General features: G+C 60.9%; 15 protein-coding genes. 5 read left to right on the top strand and 10 right to left on the bottom strand.

The features are described from left to right. Nucleotides 1-26: 26 nt before the first annotated feature. Nucleotides 27-908, bottom strand: coding sequence for a branched-chain amino acid aminotransferase (locus BLU28_RS00770; protein ID WP_004440555.1), 882 nt, complete (start codon nucleotides 906-908; stop codon nucleotides 27-29). 338 nt (nucleotides 909-1,246) lie between these two features. On the opposite strand from BLU28_RS00770, the gene tam reads away from it, so the two are divergent. Further along, complete coding sequence (gene tam, locus BLU28_RS00775) at nucleotides 1,247-2,017, top strand: trans-aconitate 2-methyltransferase (RefSeq protein WP_004440553.1); 771 nt, start codon at nucleotides 1,247-1,249, stop codon at nucleotides 2,015-2,017. 250 nt (nucleotides 2,018-2,267) lie between these two features. Here tam and BLU28_RS00780 read toward each other — a convergent pair whose 3' ends face one another. Both BLU28_RS00780 and BLU28_RS00785 read right to left on the bottom strand, forming a co-directional pair. After that, nucleotides 2,268-2,636: a VOC family protein gene (locus BLU28_RS00780; RefSeq protein ID WP_077986746.1), complete on the bottom strand. Its 369-nt coding sequence runs from the start codon at nucleotides 2,634-2,636 to the stop codon at nucleotides 2,268-2,270. Between the two features lie 48 nt (nucleotides 2,637-2,684). Next, nucleotides 2,685-3,392 carry a helix-turn-helix transcriptional regulator gene (locus BLU28_RS00785; protein ID WP_077986745.1) on the bottom strand — a complete coding sequence of 236 codons (708 nt, stop codon included), beginning with the start codon at nucleotides 3,390-3,392 and terminating at the stop codon, nucleotides 2,685-2,687. A gap of 187 nt (nucleotides 3,393-3,579) precedes the next feature. On the opposite strand from BLU28_RS00785, the gene BLU28_RS00790 reads away from it, so the two are divergent. Together BLU28_RS00790 and BLU28_RS00795 are read left to right on the top strand one after the other, a co-directional pair. Beyond that, nucleotides 3,580-4,503, top strand: coding sequence for a bestrophin family protein (locus BLU28_RS00790; RefSeq protein WP_077986744.1), 924 nt, complete (start codon nucleotides 3,580-3,582; stop codon nucleotides 4,501-4,503). Nucleotides 4,504-4,615: 112 nt separating this feature from the next. After that, the gene (locus BLU28_RS00795) at nucleotides 4,616-5,443 is read left to right on the top strand and encodes an aldo/keto reductase (RefSeq protein ID WP_077986743.1); all 828 of its coding nucleotides are present in this window, start codon (nucleotides 4,616-4,618) and stop codon (nucleotides 5,441-5,443) included. A 25-nt stretch (nucleotides 5,444-5,468) separates the two neighbouring features. Here the strand turns inward: BLU28_RS00795 and BLU28_RS00800 are convergent, their stop codons facing one another. The 3 genes from BLU28_RS00800 to BLU28_RS00810 all read right to left on the bottom strand — a co-directional run bounded on the left by BLU28_RS00800 (nucleotide 5,469) and on the right by BLU28_RS00810 (nucleotide 7,936). Next, nucleotides 5,469-6,080 carry a LysE family translocator gene (locus BLU28_RS00800; RefSeq protein WP_077986742.1) on the bottom strand — a complete coding sequence of 204 codons (612 nt, stop codon included), beginning with the start codon at nucleotides 6,078-6,080 and terminating at the stop codon, nucleotides 5,469-5,471. Between the two features lie 187 nt (nucleotides 6,081-6,267). Continuing rightward, the gene (locus BLU28_RS00805; protein WP_077986741.1) at nucleotides 6,268-7,107 is read right to left on the bottom strand and encodes a helix-turn-helix transcriptional regulator; all 840 of its coding nucleotides are present in this window, start codon (nucleotides 7,105-7,107) and stop codon (nucleotides 6,268-6,270) included. 70 nt (nucleotides 7,108-7,177) lie between these two features. Then, nucleotides 7,178-7,936 (bottom strand): SDR family oxidoreductase, encoded by a 759-nt coding sequence (locus BLU28_RS00810; protein ID WP_077986740.1) that lies wholly within the window; start codon nucleotides 7,934-7,936, stop codon nucleotides 7,178-7,180. Between the two features lie 103 nt (nucleotides 7,937-8,039). On the opposite strand from BLU28_RS00810, the gene BLU28_RS00815 reads away from it, so the two are divergent. Then, complete coding sequence (locus tag BLU28_RS00815; RefSeq protein WP_006700031.1) at nucleotides 8,040-8,471, top strand: winged helix-turn-helix transcriptional regulator; 432 nt, start codon at nucleotides 8,040-8,042, stop codon at nucleotides 8,469-8,471. Nucleotides 8,472-8,477: 6 nt separating this feature from the next. On the opposite strand, the gene BLU28_RS00820 is transcribed toward BLU28_RS00815, so the two are convergent. Next, complete coding sequence (locus BLU28_RS00820) at nucleotides 8,478-8,870, bottom strand: hypothetical protein (RefSeq protein ID WP_045532513.1); 393 nt, start codon at nucleotides 8,868-8,870, stop codon at nucleotides 8,478-8,480. 312 nt (nucleotides 8,871-9,182) lie between these two features. Here BLU28_RS00820 and BLU28_RS00830 point away from each other — a divergent pair, with 312 nt between their 5' ends. Continuing rightward, nucleotides 9,183-10,754: a helicase HerA-like C-terminal domain-containing protein gene (locus tag BLU28_RS00830; RefSeq protein ID WP_006700030.1), complete on the top strand. Its 1,572-nt coding sequence runs from the start codon at nucleotides 9,183-9,185 to the stop codon at nucleotides 10,752-10,754. A gap of 56 nt (nucleotides 10,755-10,810) precedes the next feature. Here the strand turns inward: BLU28_RS00830 and BLU28_RS00835 are convergent, their stop codons facing one another. From BLU28_RS00835 to BLU28_RS00845, 3 genes are read right to left on the bottom strand one after another with little or no spacing between them, the layout of a single operon-like run. Further along, on the bottom strand, nucleotides 10,811-11,161 hold the full coding sequence (locus BLU28_RS00835) for an Atu4866 domain-containing protein (protein ID WP_035209481.1): 351 nt from the start codon (nucleotides 11,159-11,161) through the stop codon (nucleotides 10,811-10,813). Next, a complete protein-coding gene (locus BLU28_RS00840) occupies nucleotides 11,158-11,634 on the bottom strand; it encodes a carboxymuconolactone decarboxylase family protein (RefSeq protein WP_168247083.1) in 477 nt (158 codons plus the stop codon). The genes BLU28_RS00835 and BLU28_RS00840 overlap by 4 nt, the downstream gene beginning before the upstream one ends. A gap of 10 nt (nucleotides 11,635-11,644) precedes the next feature. Beyond that, the gene (locus BLU28_RS00845) at nucleotides 11,645-12,367 is read right to left on the bottom strand and encodes an SDR family oxidoreductase (protein WP_077986737.1); all 723 of its coding nucleotides are present in this window, start codon (nucleotides 12,365-12,367) and stop codon (nucleotides 11,645-11,647) included. Nucleotides 12,368-12,454 lie beyond the last annotated feature (87 nt).

The following is a 12,454-nucleotide window of genomic DNA, read 5'->3' on the forward strand; positions in this document are numbered from 1 at the left end:
CCGTTTCACGCGAATAGATGCAGAATTCAGACGTCTGCGCCGAGACGTGCCCATTCCATGTAAAGATCAAGCGCCTTGCGGGCGACCGGGCCGGCCTGCAGCTCACGGTCGTCGAGCTTCACGACAGGCGAAACCTTGGAATAGTTGCCGGAGCAGAAGATTTCGTCGGCCTCACGGAAATCCTCAACCGAAAGCGTCGCTTCCCGCACGTCAAAACCGGCCTGGCGCAGAAGACCGATCACGCGTGAACGGGTGATGCCGGCAAGGAAGGTACGGTTCGGGACCGGCGTGAGAACGACGCCGTCCTTGACCATGAAGATGTTGGCCGAGGCGGATTCTGCGACATTGCCGTTCATGTCCCGCATCAGGGCGTTGTCGAAACCGCGTGAGCGCGCTTCCAGAATCGCGCGGCCGCTATTCGGATAAAGGCTGCCTGCCTTCGCGTCCGTCATCGCCGTTTCCGGCGAGGGGCGGCGCAGCGGCGAGACGGTGAGCGTCAGCGGCTTGCCGGCGTCCATCGGCGCCTCGAAAAGGCAGAGCGCAAACCGGGTGGAACTGGCATCCGGTGCAACGACGCTGCCGGGCATGCCGTGTTCGGCCCAGTACATCGGCTTGATATAGATCGCCATCTTGCCATCAAATTTCTTGACGCCCTCGAGCGCCAGGGCCTCGATTTCCTCGGCGGTCATGGTCGGCTTCATGCCCATGTTGACGGCAGAGCGATTGACGCGCTGGCAGTGCAGATCAAGATCAGGCGCGACGCCATCGAACCAGCGTGCACCATCGAATACCGTAGAGGCCAGCCACATGGCATGCGAGGTTGGCCCGATGAGCGGCGGATTGCCAGGCAGCCATTGACCGTCAACATAGGTCCAGGTGGTTGATCGGGGTGCGGTATCGACGCTCATGATGGTCTCCTGTCTCGAGCGTTTCCGTTCGGTAAAAAACGCTCCGTCTTTTTGTTCTGATGCATTGCCGGATGAGGAACGCTGTGCGCGCGCAACCTGGCATGTGCGGGAAATCGGCCGGAGTGAATGCCTCTCCCTCAATGAGGTCAAGTTTTAATTGCCGCGATTTCTGATTTTGATGGAAAATAACAAAGCAGCGGCCCCGGCAGGATGTTTTATGAGGCGAAACAAAAGGTTGGTGAATAGATTCATCACAATAATTCATCGATTGAATGATGGCGGGGCGATTTCGCCCATGCGATGCTGACGATCTGACGGCAGTCCGCAGGAGAAAAATCATGGCATGGTCCGCACAGCAATATCTGAAATTCGAAGACGAGCGGACGCGCCCGGCGCGGGATCTCCTGGCCCAGGTGCCGCTGGAGCGGGTGCTGAACGGCTATGACCTCGGTTGCGGTCCCGGCAATTCCACCGAGCTTCTGACCGACCGTTACGGCGTCAATGTCATCACCGGTATTGATAGCGATGATGATATGCTGGCGAAGGCAGCAGACCGGCTGCCGACCACCCGCTTCGGCAAGGCCGACCTCGCGCATTGGAAACCGGCGCAGAAGGCGGACCTGCTTTACGCCAATGCCGTTTTCCAGTGGGTGCCGGATCATCTCGCCATTCTTTCGCAACTGATGGACCAGCTGGAAAGCGGCGGCGTTCTGGCCGTGCAGATGCCTGACAATCTGCAGGAGCCGACGCATATCGCGATGCATGAGACAGGTGACGAAGGCCCATGGAAGCAGACTTTCTCCGATGGCCGGTTGCGGCGCAAACCCCTGCCCGCACCTTCGGATTATTTCAACGCGCTTTCACCGAAATCCGTGCGGGTGGATGTGTGGCACACGATCTATAATCACCCGATGAAAGATGCGGATAGCATTGTCGAATGGGTGAAAGGCACGGGGCTGCGCCCCTATCTCGCCGCCGCCGGCGAGGAGAACCGCGAAGCCTTTCTCGCCGACTATACGCGGCGTATCAGGGAGGCCTATCCGCCGATGGCGGATGGCCGGTTGCTTCTGCGGTTTCCCCGCCTTTTTGTCGTGGCGGTCAAGACGTAGGGCATCAGATGCGACGTGCGATTGTCACACGCGGACGCCTCCCCACCGCCCTCATTCCTGTGCCTGTCCCAGGAATCCAGCCAGCCCAAGTCCTTGGGCTGGCAGGGCTCTCCCCGCCGCGCAGACGCGCGTCGACTGGATCCCTGTGACAAGCACAGGGATGAGGAGAGTGCGGAGCAGGAGCGTGCGGAATACCGCGTGCGTGGACGAGGATGGCTTTGTTTGACCAACCCGGCCAAGCCGCTTGTCATCAGCTCGCGAAGGCATAGACCCGGAGGCGATGGCTGTCCGGGTCGGCGGCCGTGAAGGTATAACCGAACTCCATTTTCGCTGGCTGCTGCAGCATGGCGACGCCTCTTTCCTTCCAGCTCGCGAAAGTTTCTTCCACCTGAAGGTCGTTTTCGACGCGGAAGGCGAGTTCGACGCCGCCGCCCGTAACGGATGCCTTCGGTTCCACCGTGTGCCGCGACCAGAGGCCGAGCTTCATGCCGTTGGCAAGGACGAAGAGGGAAAATGTCGGGGAGGCTTCGACGGGATCAACGCCCAGCAGGGCCTTGTAGAACTCGGTGCTGGCCGGCGGATTATCGACGTAAAGAATGGTGAAATCGGGGTGGGTCATGGTTGTTCTCCTGTGTTGCGGATGAACGGTTTCTAGACCCCGATGCTGTCAGTTTTTGTCAGCATGTTGCCGCCGCCGCTGTTTTTCCCGTTCGCGCCATTCTTTCAGCAGCACCTGGCGGCGGCGCGGATAACGGCCGTCGAGGGGACGAGAGCTTTCGATGCGGTCAGCCCGGAAACTGCGGTAGTCCTGCCGTGTCTCGCACCAGCCCAGCACCACCCGCACCAGATCGAAAAAAGCGAGTGCGAAAGGCCAGATAACCCGCTCCGTCACGTCTCCCTTTTCGTCGCGATAGGTGATGACGACCCTGCTTTCCCTGCGAATCGTATCGCGAATGGCCGCCAGATCGACATGGATGGCCGCAAGCCCCTGCCCCGGACCGACAAGCAGGGTGGAATGATCGAGTTCCTCCCGCAGGGCTTCGGGCAGAACGGCGCCGATCTTGACGAGTGCGGCGCGCGCAGCCTCCGCCAGTCCGGCATCGGCGCGGCCCGCCACCCAGCGCGAGCCGAGCACCAGCGCCTCGATTTCGTGCTGGGAAAACATCAACGGCGGCAGCAGGAAACCGGGACGCAGCACATAACCCACGCCCGCTTCGCCCTCGATATCGGCGCCCTGCGCCTGAAGCGTTGCTATATCACGGTAGAGCGTGCGCAGGCTGACGCCGGTCTTCGCGGCAAGGGCTGCACCACTCACTGGCATGCGGTGGGAACGAAGAATCTGCAACAGATCAAGAAGCCGTTGTGAACGTGACACGCGACATTTCCTTCCACCCCGCACGGTCGGATCATCTATTGACGATGCCCGCGATAGACGCGTAGCGCTGCCAGCCGCCGTGCGCAACCACGCAAAAAAGGGTGGACAAGGCCGCGTAGCCAGCATGTAGATAGGGTCGGGCATTTTCACGCGCCCCCACCCGCCACAGGCATTTCGAGTTTCCACCATGATCGTTCGTCCAAAACCGAGCCTGCTGCAGCTTTTCCTCATCGTGCGCGGCTCCATCATCGTCCGCATCTTTCCGCAGGTGCTTGCGGTTTTCCTGCTGTCGACGCTGGTGGTCTGGGCGCACAAGGATCGCCCGGATCTGGTGCCGGCGCTAAATGGAGCGCCGTTCTCGCTGCTCGGCATCGCGCTTTCCGTATTCCTCGGTTTTCGTGCCAATGCCTGTTACGACCGCTGGTGGGAAGCCCGCAAGCAGTGGGGCGCGCTGATTACCGTGGCCCGCACGCTCTCGCGTCAGACCGTGATGCTGGAAGGCCGGCAGGATGTGGCCGATCCCGTCACCCGCAGACGGATCACCGATCTTGTCATCGCCTTCTGTCACGCGCTGGTCTCACATCTGCGTCCGGCGAATGCGACGGTCACCACCGACCTCATTCCGGAGGACCTTTCGCTGACCTATGCCCGCAGCCGCAACAGGCCGGACATGCTGCTGCGGGAAATCTCCGGCGCCATCGTCTCCGCTCATGGCAAAGGCCAGATCAGCGATATACAGTTGCAGATGCTGGATGCGACCGTGCAGCAGATGGGCGCCGCACAGGCTTCGTGCGAGCGCATTCGCCACACGCCGGTTCCTTTCGGTTATTCGCTGCTGCTGCACCGGACCGCGCATCTTTTCTGCCTTCTCCTGCCGTTCGGTTTCACCGATCTGCTCGGCTGGGCGACGCCTTTCACGAGTACGTTGATCGCCTATACGTTTTTCGGCCTCGATGCGCTGTCCGACGAGCTGGAGGACCCCTTCGGCACCGGCCTCAACGCGCTGCCGATCAATGCCCTTGCCACCACAATCGAGATCAATCTGCGCGAGGCGATCGGCGATACCGACCTGCCGGCCGATCCGCGTCCGGTGGATTACGTGCTGATGTGACTGGCGTCGCCGGGTTGAAACCGATCGTGCGGATACCAGTTAATGAAAGACAGCTTCCCTGCCCCCCGGCGTCCCGCGCCGGCCATGTTTCAGCAAACAGGAGAGACATCCCATGTATGACGTCAGCGCAAATGGCGCGAACATTCCCGCCCTCGGTTTCGGCACCTTCCGCATTCCGGAAGACGATGTCAGGCGCATTCTGCCGGAGGCGCTGAAGCTCGGTTTCCGCCATGTCGATACCGCGCAGATCTACAAAAACGAAGGGGCCGTGGGCGAAGTCATCGCCAAGTCGGGCATTTCCCGGCACGATATATTCCTGACCACCAAGGTCTGGGTAGACCGCTATCGCCACGACGATTTTCTCGCTTCCGTTGATGAGAGTCTTGCAAAGCTGAAGACCGACTATGTTGACCTTTTGCTGCTGCACTGGCCAAAGAGCGATGTGCCGCTTGCCGAGCGCATGGGCGCGCTGAACGCGGTGCGCAAGGCCGGAAAGGCGCGCAATATCGGCATTTCCAACTTTAACGTGGCGCTGACCGAAGAGGCGGTGAAACTGTCCGACACGCCGCTTGCCACCAACCAGATCGAATATCACCCCTATCTCGACCAGACGAAGGTGATTGCGGCTGCGCGCAAGCACGGCATGTCGGTGACAGCCTATTACCTGATGGCCGACGGCAAGGTGCCGAACGACCCTGTTCTGAAGGATATCGGCGCGAGGCATGGCAAAACCGCCGCGCAGGTAACCCTTCGCTGGGCGGTACAACAGCCGGATATCGTGGCGCTTTCCAAGACGGCGACGGAAAGCCGCCTCAAGGAAAATTTCGATATTTTCGATTTTGCGCTCTCGGAAGAAGAAATGCTGGCAATCCATGCGCTGGCAAAGCCAAATGGCCGCATTGTCAGCCCCGGCCACCTCGCGCCCGACTGGGACAACTGAGGCGACGGGGCCTTGCGGTCCCGTCTTATCGCTCGGTCAAGGCCAGCTTTGCCCCCAGCGCCACGAATGCGGCGGCGAAGCTGCGTCTCAGCCAGGCGAGGACCGCCGGGCGTGACACCACCTGCCGCCGGACCGAGGCGGCAAAACAGCCGTAAAGCGCAAAGACCAGAAACGTCATGGCCATGAAGATCAGCCCGAGATCGACCATGCGCCATGTCGGCAAAGCCTCATCCGGCGCGATGAACTGCGGCAGGAAGGCAAAAAAGAAGATCGACAGTTTCGGGTTCAGCAGATTGATGAGGATCGCCTCACCGATGACGCGGGCGGCTTTTTGCGGCTGCCTCGTCTCATCGATCTTCAGCGCGCCATTCTCCCGCAGCGTGTTCCACGCCATGTAGAGCAGATAGGCGACACCGAGATATTTGACGACGCCGAAGGCGAGCGCGCTGGTGTGCAGGATGGCGGCAAGACCGGTGATGGCGGCGAGCAGATGCGGCACGATGCCGAGCGTGCAGCCGAAAGCCGCAATGACGCTCGCCCGCGCCCCCTGCGAAAGGCCGGCCGCCAGCGTGTAGACCACGCCGGTGCCCGGAGAGGCGGCGACGATGAAGGATGTGATGAGGAATTCAGGTGTCATGGTGGGTCTGTCCTGTGGGTGGAGGACAGGAGCATGAGGGTGCGTGGGATCGTTGTCTTGGATGAAATTGCAGGGCCAAATCCGCACACCGTCACCCCGGCCCCCGAGCCGGGGTCCAGCGTGGTCAAGTCCTTGACCACGAAAGACTTCTTTCACGGCGCAGACGCGCCATGGCTGGATGCCGGATCTAGTCCGGCATGACGGAAGAGAGCGACGATCCGCCGCCCGTCGCCGCCCGGTAAACCGCCGGCGTCACCCCGAACTGGCGCACGAAAACCCGGTTCAGATGGCTCTGGTCGGCAAAACCGGCAAGGAAGGCAACCTCGGCCGGCGGCTTACCTCCGGCCAGCGCGTGCCGGGCCAGATGGACGCGCCGCTGGAGAAGATAGCTGTGCGGCGTCAGGCCGGTTGCTTTTGCGAAGGCGCGCAGGAAACGGAATTGGCTCATGCCGGCTTCCGCGGCCAGATCGGCAAGGCGGAACGGGTGGGCAGGGTCGTCATCGATGCTGCTTTTCGCGCGCCTGATGGTGTCGGGCGAGGTCACCACGGGCGGTTTAGCCGCCGTCTCCATCGCAGCCGCCAGAAGCATCAGCAAGGTCTCGTCGCTGTGCAGGGTTTCGCCCGGTCGTTCCTTCGCAGTGACGGCGGAAAAGACAGCGTTGAACCGCTCCGCCAGAGGCCTTGCATCAACAGGATAGGCGAATTCGAAAAAGCCGCGATCCTTCTCACAGACATCGGCAATGACATCGCGCACGATATCGATGTCGAGATAGAGCATCCGCCAGGCGCGGCCGCCCTCCCCGAGCGGGATACCGTCATGTATCTCGCCGGGATTGACGGTGATGACCTGACCGGAGGCCGCTTCCACCATGCCACGGCCGGAAAGCGATTTCTGTGCGCCGCGTTCGATGACGCCGATACCGAATTGATCATGCATATGGCGTGGAAAAGAACGATCGCTATCCGCCACTACGGCGACGACACCGGGCATGCTGGTTTTCGGCATCAGGAACCGGCCTTGGGCCATGAAAGCGCGCACTCCTCAGATAGGAGCGCGACGCTATCACAGGATGTCCCCATGCGACAGACGTTGCCGCTCAAGGATGCATATGGTTGATCATGGCGAAGACCTGATCGAAATTTCCGTTCTGCGCGGCAAACCGCAGCGGCTTGCAGCGTTCCACCACCACTTCCTTCTCGTCCGGACGATTTTCGAGGATATCCATGACCTCGGCAATGAAGGCATCAAGCGGCATGGCTCTTTCATCCTTCGCCTGCCCCTCACCCATCAGCGTCGTCTGCACGTAAGGCGGCACGATTTCGATGACTTCCACCGGCGTCTCTTCAAGCTGCTCGCGCAGAGCGACCGAATAGGCATGAATGGCGGATTTGGTGGCGCTGTAGGTGGGGGTCAGCACCATCGGCACGAAGGCGAGGCCGGAGGAGACCGTCAGCACCGTCGCAGCGGGTTGCTTGAGGAAATGCGGCAAAAGCGCCGCCGTCAGGCGGATGGGTGCAAGAAGATTGGTGGCGATGGTTTCTTCGGCCGTGTCCAGATAATCCGGGGCTGCGGCGATGTCTTCCGGCCGCATGATGCCGGCATTGTTGATAACGGCGTTGAGAGTGGGATGGGCCTCTACGACAGCCTCTGCGAAAGCGCGGATGCCTGCCGCGTCCGTCGCATCCATCACCATCGAGGCCATGCCGGGATTGGCGGCCGTCACCTCGTCGAGCACGGCCTTGCGCCGGCCGGAAATGATGACCCTGTTGCCGGCCTTGTGAAAGGCCTCCGCCAGAGCACGACCGATGCCGGAACCGCCGCCGGTGATGAGAATGGTATTGCCAGAGATTTTCATGGGAACATCCTTTGCTTGTTGGCTGAAAGGAAGTTAGCTATGATACTCTCCAATCGAAAGTAGGCACCCAAAAGATTTATACTTACCAAATGGAGAGTGTAAGATGAAGCGGCATGCAGCCGACCCGGCCATCGAGAACCGGCGCAAGGTTCCGCCACCGACGGATACAGATCCGGCAATAGAGGCGCTGGTTCAGGACATCATTGCCAAGGTGGCCGACAAATGGACGATGCTCATTCTCGAAGTGCTGGAAGAGCACGGCACGCTGCGCTTTACGCAGATTGGCAAACATGTGGGCAATATCAGCCAGAAGATGCTGACGAAGACGCTGCGGCAGATGGAAAGCGACGGGCTGGTGCGCCGCACGGTGCATCCCGTCATTCCCCCACATGTGGATTATGGCCTGACGAACCTTGGCCGCACGCTGGGCAGCGCTTTTTGCGGGGTGTGGATATGGGCGGAAACGCACCATGCCGAAATAGAAGAGGCGCGGCGCCTGTTCAACGAACAGCCGCCACGCCCCGCGATGGAATAGTCCGGCTCAGGCGAACTGGCTGAGGCCCGGGACCGAGGCGATCACCTGATCGACGGTTTCATCGCCGGCATGCTGGCGGGCAGCGGCGATGGTTTCCTTGGCGAGGGTGGAAATCTCGCTCATGCCAAGGCCCTGGCTCATCAGCTGCTGGCCAAGCCCCATGATGCCGCCGCCGCCGATGGCGCTCATCAGGCCACCAAGCAGACCGCCGCCGCCGGCACCTTCGCCATTATACTGCGCCACCAGCTCGCTCGCGCCGGGAATGGCTTCAATCATCCGCGCGATCGGGCCGTCTGCAGCCTCGCGCTGGAGAAAACCGAGAATCATGCCAATGGCCTTTTCAGCCAGTTCAGGGTCGATCCCCGCCTTTGCGGCGATCTGATCCACGACTTCGTTCATTCTTGCCTCCTGTTGAAAAACGACGTCAACTTCTGCGAACTGACGTTAACGTCAACGTAAAACAATCTCATGCGGCATTCAAGCGGCCATGAGCGGTGCGGCAACTTTCATCAAGCGCTTTTTCTTCATCGCCATCAAGCAGTTGTTGCGCCTTGAAACTGTCCTTATAAGATCATCGCAACCAAACTATGAAAGGGCTGCTCCCTGCCGGAGTGTCCCTATCATGCCGGAACACTTTTAATTCGGACATGACTTTTGCAAAATCCGCCGCGATTTTAGGGGTCGTGTTTCAGCCGCAGGAGAAATTGGTCGATGTTGCAGGACGGACAGCTCTATATCGGCACCAGCCGCAATCCGGATGACAGCCTGAACAAGGGCGAATATCTGGAACTGAAATTCGGCAACCGCCACGGCCTCATCACCGGCGCGACAGGCACGGGCAAGACCGTGACGTTGCAGGTTCTGGCAGAAGGTTTTTCGAAGGCCGGCGTGCCGGTCTTCTGCGCCGATATCAAGGGTGACCTTTCCGGAATCGCGGCGGAAGGCGAAGCGAAGGACTGGGTCCAGAAGCGCGCCGAACAGATCGGCTTCACCGATTTTTCCTACGGCAAGTCGCCTGTCATCTTCTGGGATCTCTATGGCGAAAAAGGCCATCGCGTGCGTGCCACCATCGCCGAAATGGGGCCGCTGCTGCTCGCCCGGCTGATGGATGCTTCCGAGGCGCAGGAAGGCGTTCTCAACATCGCCTTCAAGATCGCCGATCAGGGCGGGCTGCCGCTGCTCGATCTGAAAGACCTGCAATCGCTCCTCAACTATATGGGCGAAAACGCAACGGAACTCTCCAACCAGTTCGGCCTGATTTCCAAGGCTTCGGTCGGTTCGCTGCAGCGCGGGCTGCTGGTTCTCGAACAGCAGGGCGCTGCCAATTTCTTCGGCGAGCCGGCGTTGAAGATCGCCGACATCATGCGTGTGGGCACGGATGGGCGCGGCACGGTTTCGGTTCTCGCCGCCGACAAGCTGATGATGAACCCGCGCCTTTACGCCACCTTCCTGCTCTGGATGCTCTCCGAACTCTTCGAAGAGCTTCCCGAGGTCGGCGATCCGGAAAAGCCGCGTCTGGTGTTCTTCTTCGATGAAGCGCATCTGCTGTTCAACGATGCGCCGCGCGTGTTGGTGGAGCGTGTGGAGCAGGTCGTGCGCCTCATCCGCTCCAAGGGCGTTGGCGTTTATTTCGTGACGCAGAACCCGCTCGACGTGCCGGAGACCGTGCTTGCCCAGCTCGGCAACCGCGTGCAGCATGCGCTGCGCGCCTATACGCCGCGCGAACAGAAAGCCGTGCGCACGGCAGCCGATACTTTTCGACAGAACCCGGCCTTCAACACGGCGGATACCATCACCACGCTCGGCACGGGTGAAGCGCTGATTTCCACCCTGCACGACAAGGGTGCGCCCTCCATCGTCGAGCGCACGCTCGTCAGGCCACCATCCGGCCGCGTCGGACCGCTGACGGATGCGGAACGCAAATCGCTGATCGATCTCAGCCCCGTCTCCGGCCAATACGACAAGGATATAGACCGGGAATCGGCTTTCGAGATTCTTGCCGCCCGTGCCCAGAAGGCGGCGGAGGCCGAGGCTGCGAAGCGTGCTGAAGAAGAAAATGCCCAAAACCAGTCCGACAACGCCTCCGGCCGCTGGCGCCTGCCCGGCTTCGGTGATGACGAACCTGCGCAAAATTCCAGCGGCTCACGCAACGGCGGCACGCGCCGTTCCGGCTACCAGCGCGAAACGGTGATCGAGGCCGCGATGAAAAGTGCTGCCCGTTCGGTCGCGACTTCGGTAGGCCGCGCCATCGTACGCGGGATTTTGGGTAGTTTGAAGCGATAGCAACAAGCGCGCCGCCCGCTCGCGATGGAGCGGGCGGCGCTTGATTGGCGTGGTTATCACTTCTCGCGGTAGAAGATCATGCCGCCGTGGTAGAGAATGTCGTCGACGAACTCGCCATCGGCCGTAAAGCCGGTATCGTCCCAATAGTCGATGTGGTTGCCCTTCACCTCATACCGTCCCTGATAGGCGCTCTTGCGGTTACCCCGCGCCTCGTCATAGCGGCCATTGGGCAGAAGTTCCTGACGAACGTGGCCATCGCCGGTGACCCACATGCCGACATACGGATGGTTCTGGATCTCCGCGTTTTCGGTCATGTTCACTTCCGTGGCGTTGCCAGATTTGCGGTTCTCCCCTTCGGCGGAAGCCGCCGCAAGCAGAAGCGCAACCGATGTCGATACGATGTTCATTGTCTCTCCACTCCCGTTGCGGCATTGGCGCGGCGTTCCTCGAACAGTTCCGCAAGCGTGCGTGATGCGGCGATGGCTTTTGGGAAACCGGCCGGGACGGTGATGAGATAGATCATCTCCTTCAGTTCCTCGTCGGTTGCGCCCACATTCAGCGCATAGCCGGCATGGACTTTCATCAGATCGCGCTCGCCAAGGGCCGCCATGACAGCGACGGCGGCCAGCTGGCGGGTGCGGTTGTCCAGCCCCGGCCGCGACCAGACCTCACCCAGGGCATATCCCTCCGTTGCCTGCGCCAGGAACGGAAACTCCTGCCGCATGCGTTCCAGATTGGCTTGCGGCTGGCCATTGTTGAGGCTGCGGACGACATCATCGCCACGTTTCAACCGGTCATCCGGATACTGCGTATTTGCGAGCGCGACGGCATTTCCCGCGAGCAATGCAATCGCAAGTGCACTTGAAAAAATGGCTTTCATCTCAATCTCCTCAGGCAGCGGTTGGGCGGACGACGATTTCGTTGACGTCCACATCGTCAGGCTGTTCGATGGCGTAGCGCACCGCGCGGCCGATCGCGTCCGGCTTCAGGGCGATGGCCCTGTAGCTCTGCATCAGTTCGGCAGCGGCGGGGTCGCTGATGGTATGGGCGAGTTCGCTTTCCACCACGCCGGGGTGAATGCAGGTGACACGCAGATCGCGGTTTTCCTGACGCAGCCCGTCCGAAATCGCCCGCACGGCAAATTTCGTGGCGCAATAAACGGCCGCCGTTGGCGAGACCGCGAGCGCGCCAATGGAAGCGATGTTGATGATATGGCCCGAGGCGCGCGCGGTCATCTCGGGGAGAACGGCCGCGACGCCATAAAGCACGCCCTTAATGTTGACGTCGATCATGCGGTCCCATTCATCGACCTTGAGCGACAACATCAGCGACAGCGGCATGATGCCGGCATTGTTGACGATGACGTCGATCTCGCCGAACGCCTTGCGGCCTGCCTCGGCAAAGGCTTCGACGCTCTGCCTATCGGTGACGTCAAGCGGATGGACGACGACGTCGGCCCCTGCCTGGCGCAGTTCTTCGGCCAGCGCCTCAAGGCGATCCAGCCGGCGCGCGCCGAGCACCAGTTTTGCGCCGGCGGCGGCCAGCTCTCGCGCAATGCCTTCACCGATCCCGCTCGATGCACCCGTGATGAGAACAACTTTGTTCAATGTCATGGCTATCTCCTTGCTGTTACGGTCGGCTTTTTCGAAATCGACCGTTGCAGGGAAGATAGCGCTCAGGCATTGTCGCGATAACCGCCT

This window comes from Agrobacterium pusense (assembly GCF_900102105.1).
GTDB classification, from domain to species: Bacteria; Pseudomonadota; Alphaproteobacteria; order Rhizobiales; family Rhizobiaceae; genus Agrobacterium; species Agrobacterium pusense.

Coding starts and splice junctions, on each gene's coding strand:
- BLU28_RS00770 (WP_004440555.1), bottom strand. CDS start 908: ATGAGCGTCGATACCGCACCCCGATCAACCACCTGGACCTATGTTGAC.
- tam (WP_004440553.1), top strand. CDS start 1,247: ATGGCATGGTCCGCACAGCAATATCTGAAATTCGAAGACGAGCGGACG.
- BLU28_RS00780 (WP_077986746.1), bottom strand. CDS start 2,636: ATGACCCACCCCGATTTCACCATTCTTTACGTCGATAATCCGCCGGCC.
- BLU28_RS00790 (WP_077986744.1), top strand. CDS start 3,580: ATGATCGTTCGTCCAAAACCGAGCCTGCTGCAGCTTTTCCTCATCGTG.
- BLU28_RS00795 (WP_077986743.1), top strand. CDS start 4,616: ATGTATGACGTCAGCGCAAATGGCGCGAACATTCCCGCCCTCGGTTTC.
- BLU28_RS00800 (WP_077986742.1), bottom strand. CDS start 6,080: ATGACACCTGAATTCCTCATCACATCCTTCATCGTCGCCGCCTCTCCG.
- BLU28_RS00805 (WP_077986741.1), bottom strand. CDS start 7,107: ATGGCCCAAGGCCGGTTCCTGATGCCGAAAACCAGCATGCCCGGTGTC.
- BLU28_RS00810 (WP_077986740.1), bottom strand. CDS start 7,936: ATGAAAATCTCTGGCAATACCATTCTCATCACCGGCGGCGGTTCCGGC.
- BLU28_RS00815 (WP_006700031.1), top strand. CDS start 8,040: ATGAAGCGGCATGCAGCCGACCCGGCCATCGAGAACCGGCGCAAGGTT.
- BLU28_RS00820 (WP_045532513.1), bottom strand. CDS start 8,870: ATGAACGAAGTCGTGGATCAGATCGCCGCAAAGGCGGGGATCGACCCT.
- BLU28_RS00830 (WP_006700030.1), top strand. CDS start 9,183: ATGTTGCAGGACGGACAGCTCTATATCGGCACCAGCCGCAATCCGGAT.
- BLU28_RS00835 (WP_035209481.1), bottom strand. CDS start 11,161: ATGAACATCGTATCGACATCGGTTGCGCTTCTGCTTGCGGCGGCTTCC.
- BLU28_RS00840 (WP_168247083.1), bottom strand. CDS start 11,634: ATGAAAGCCATTTTTTCAAGTGCACTTGCGATTGCATTGCTCGCGGGA.
- BLU28_RS00845 (WP_077986737.1), bottom strand. CDS start 12,367: ATGACATTGAACAAAGTTGTTCTCATCACGGGTGCATCGAGCGGGATC.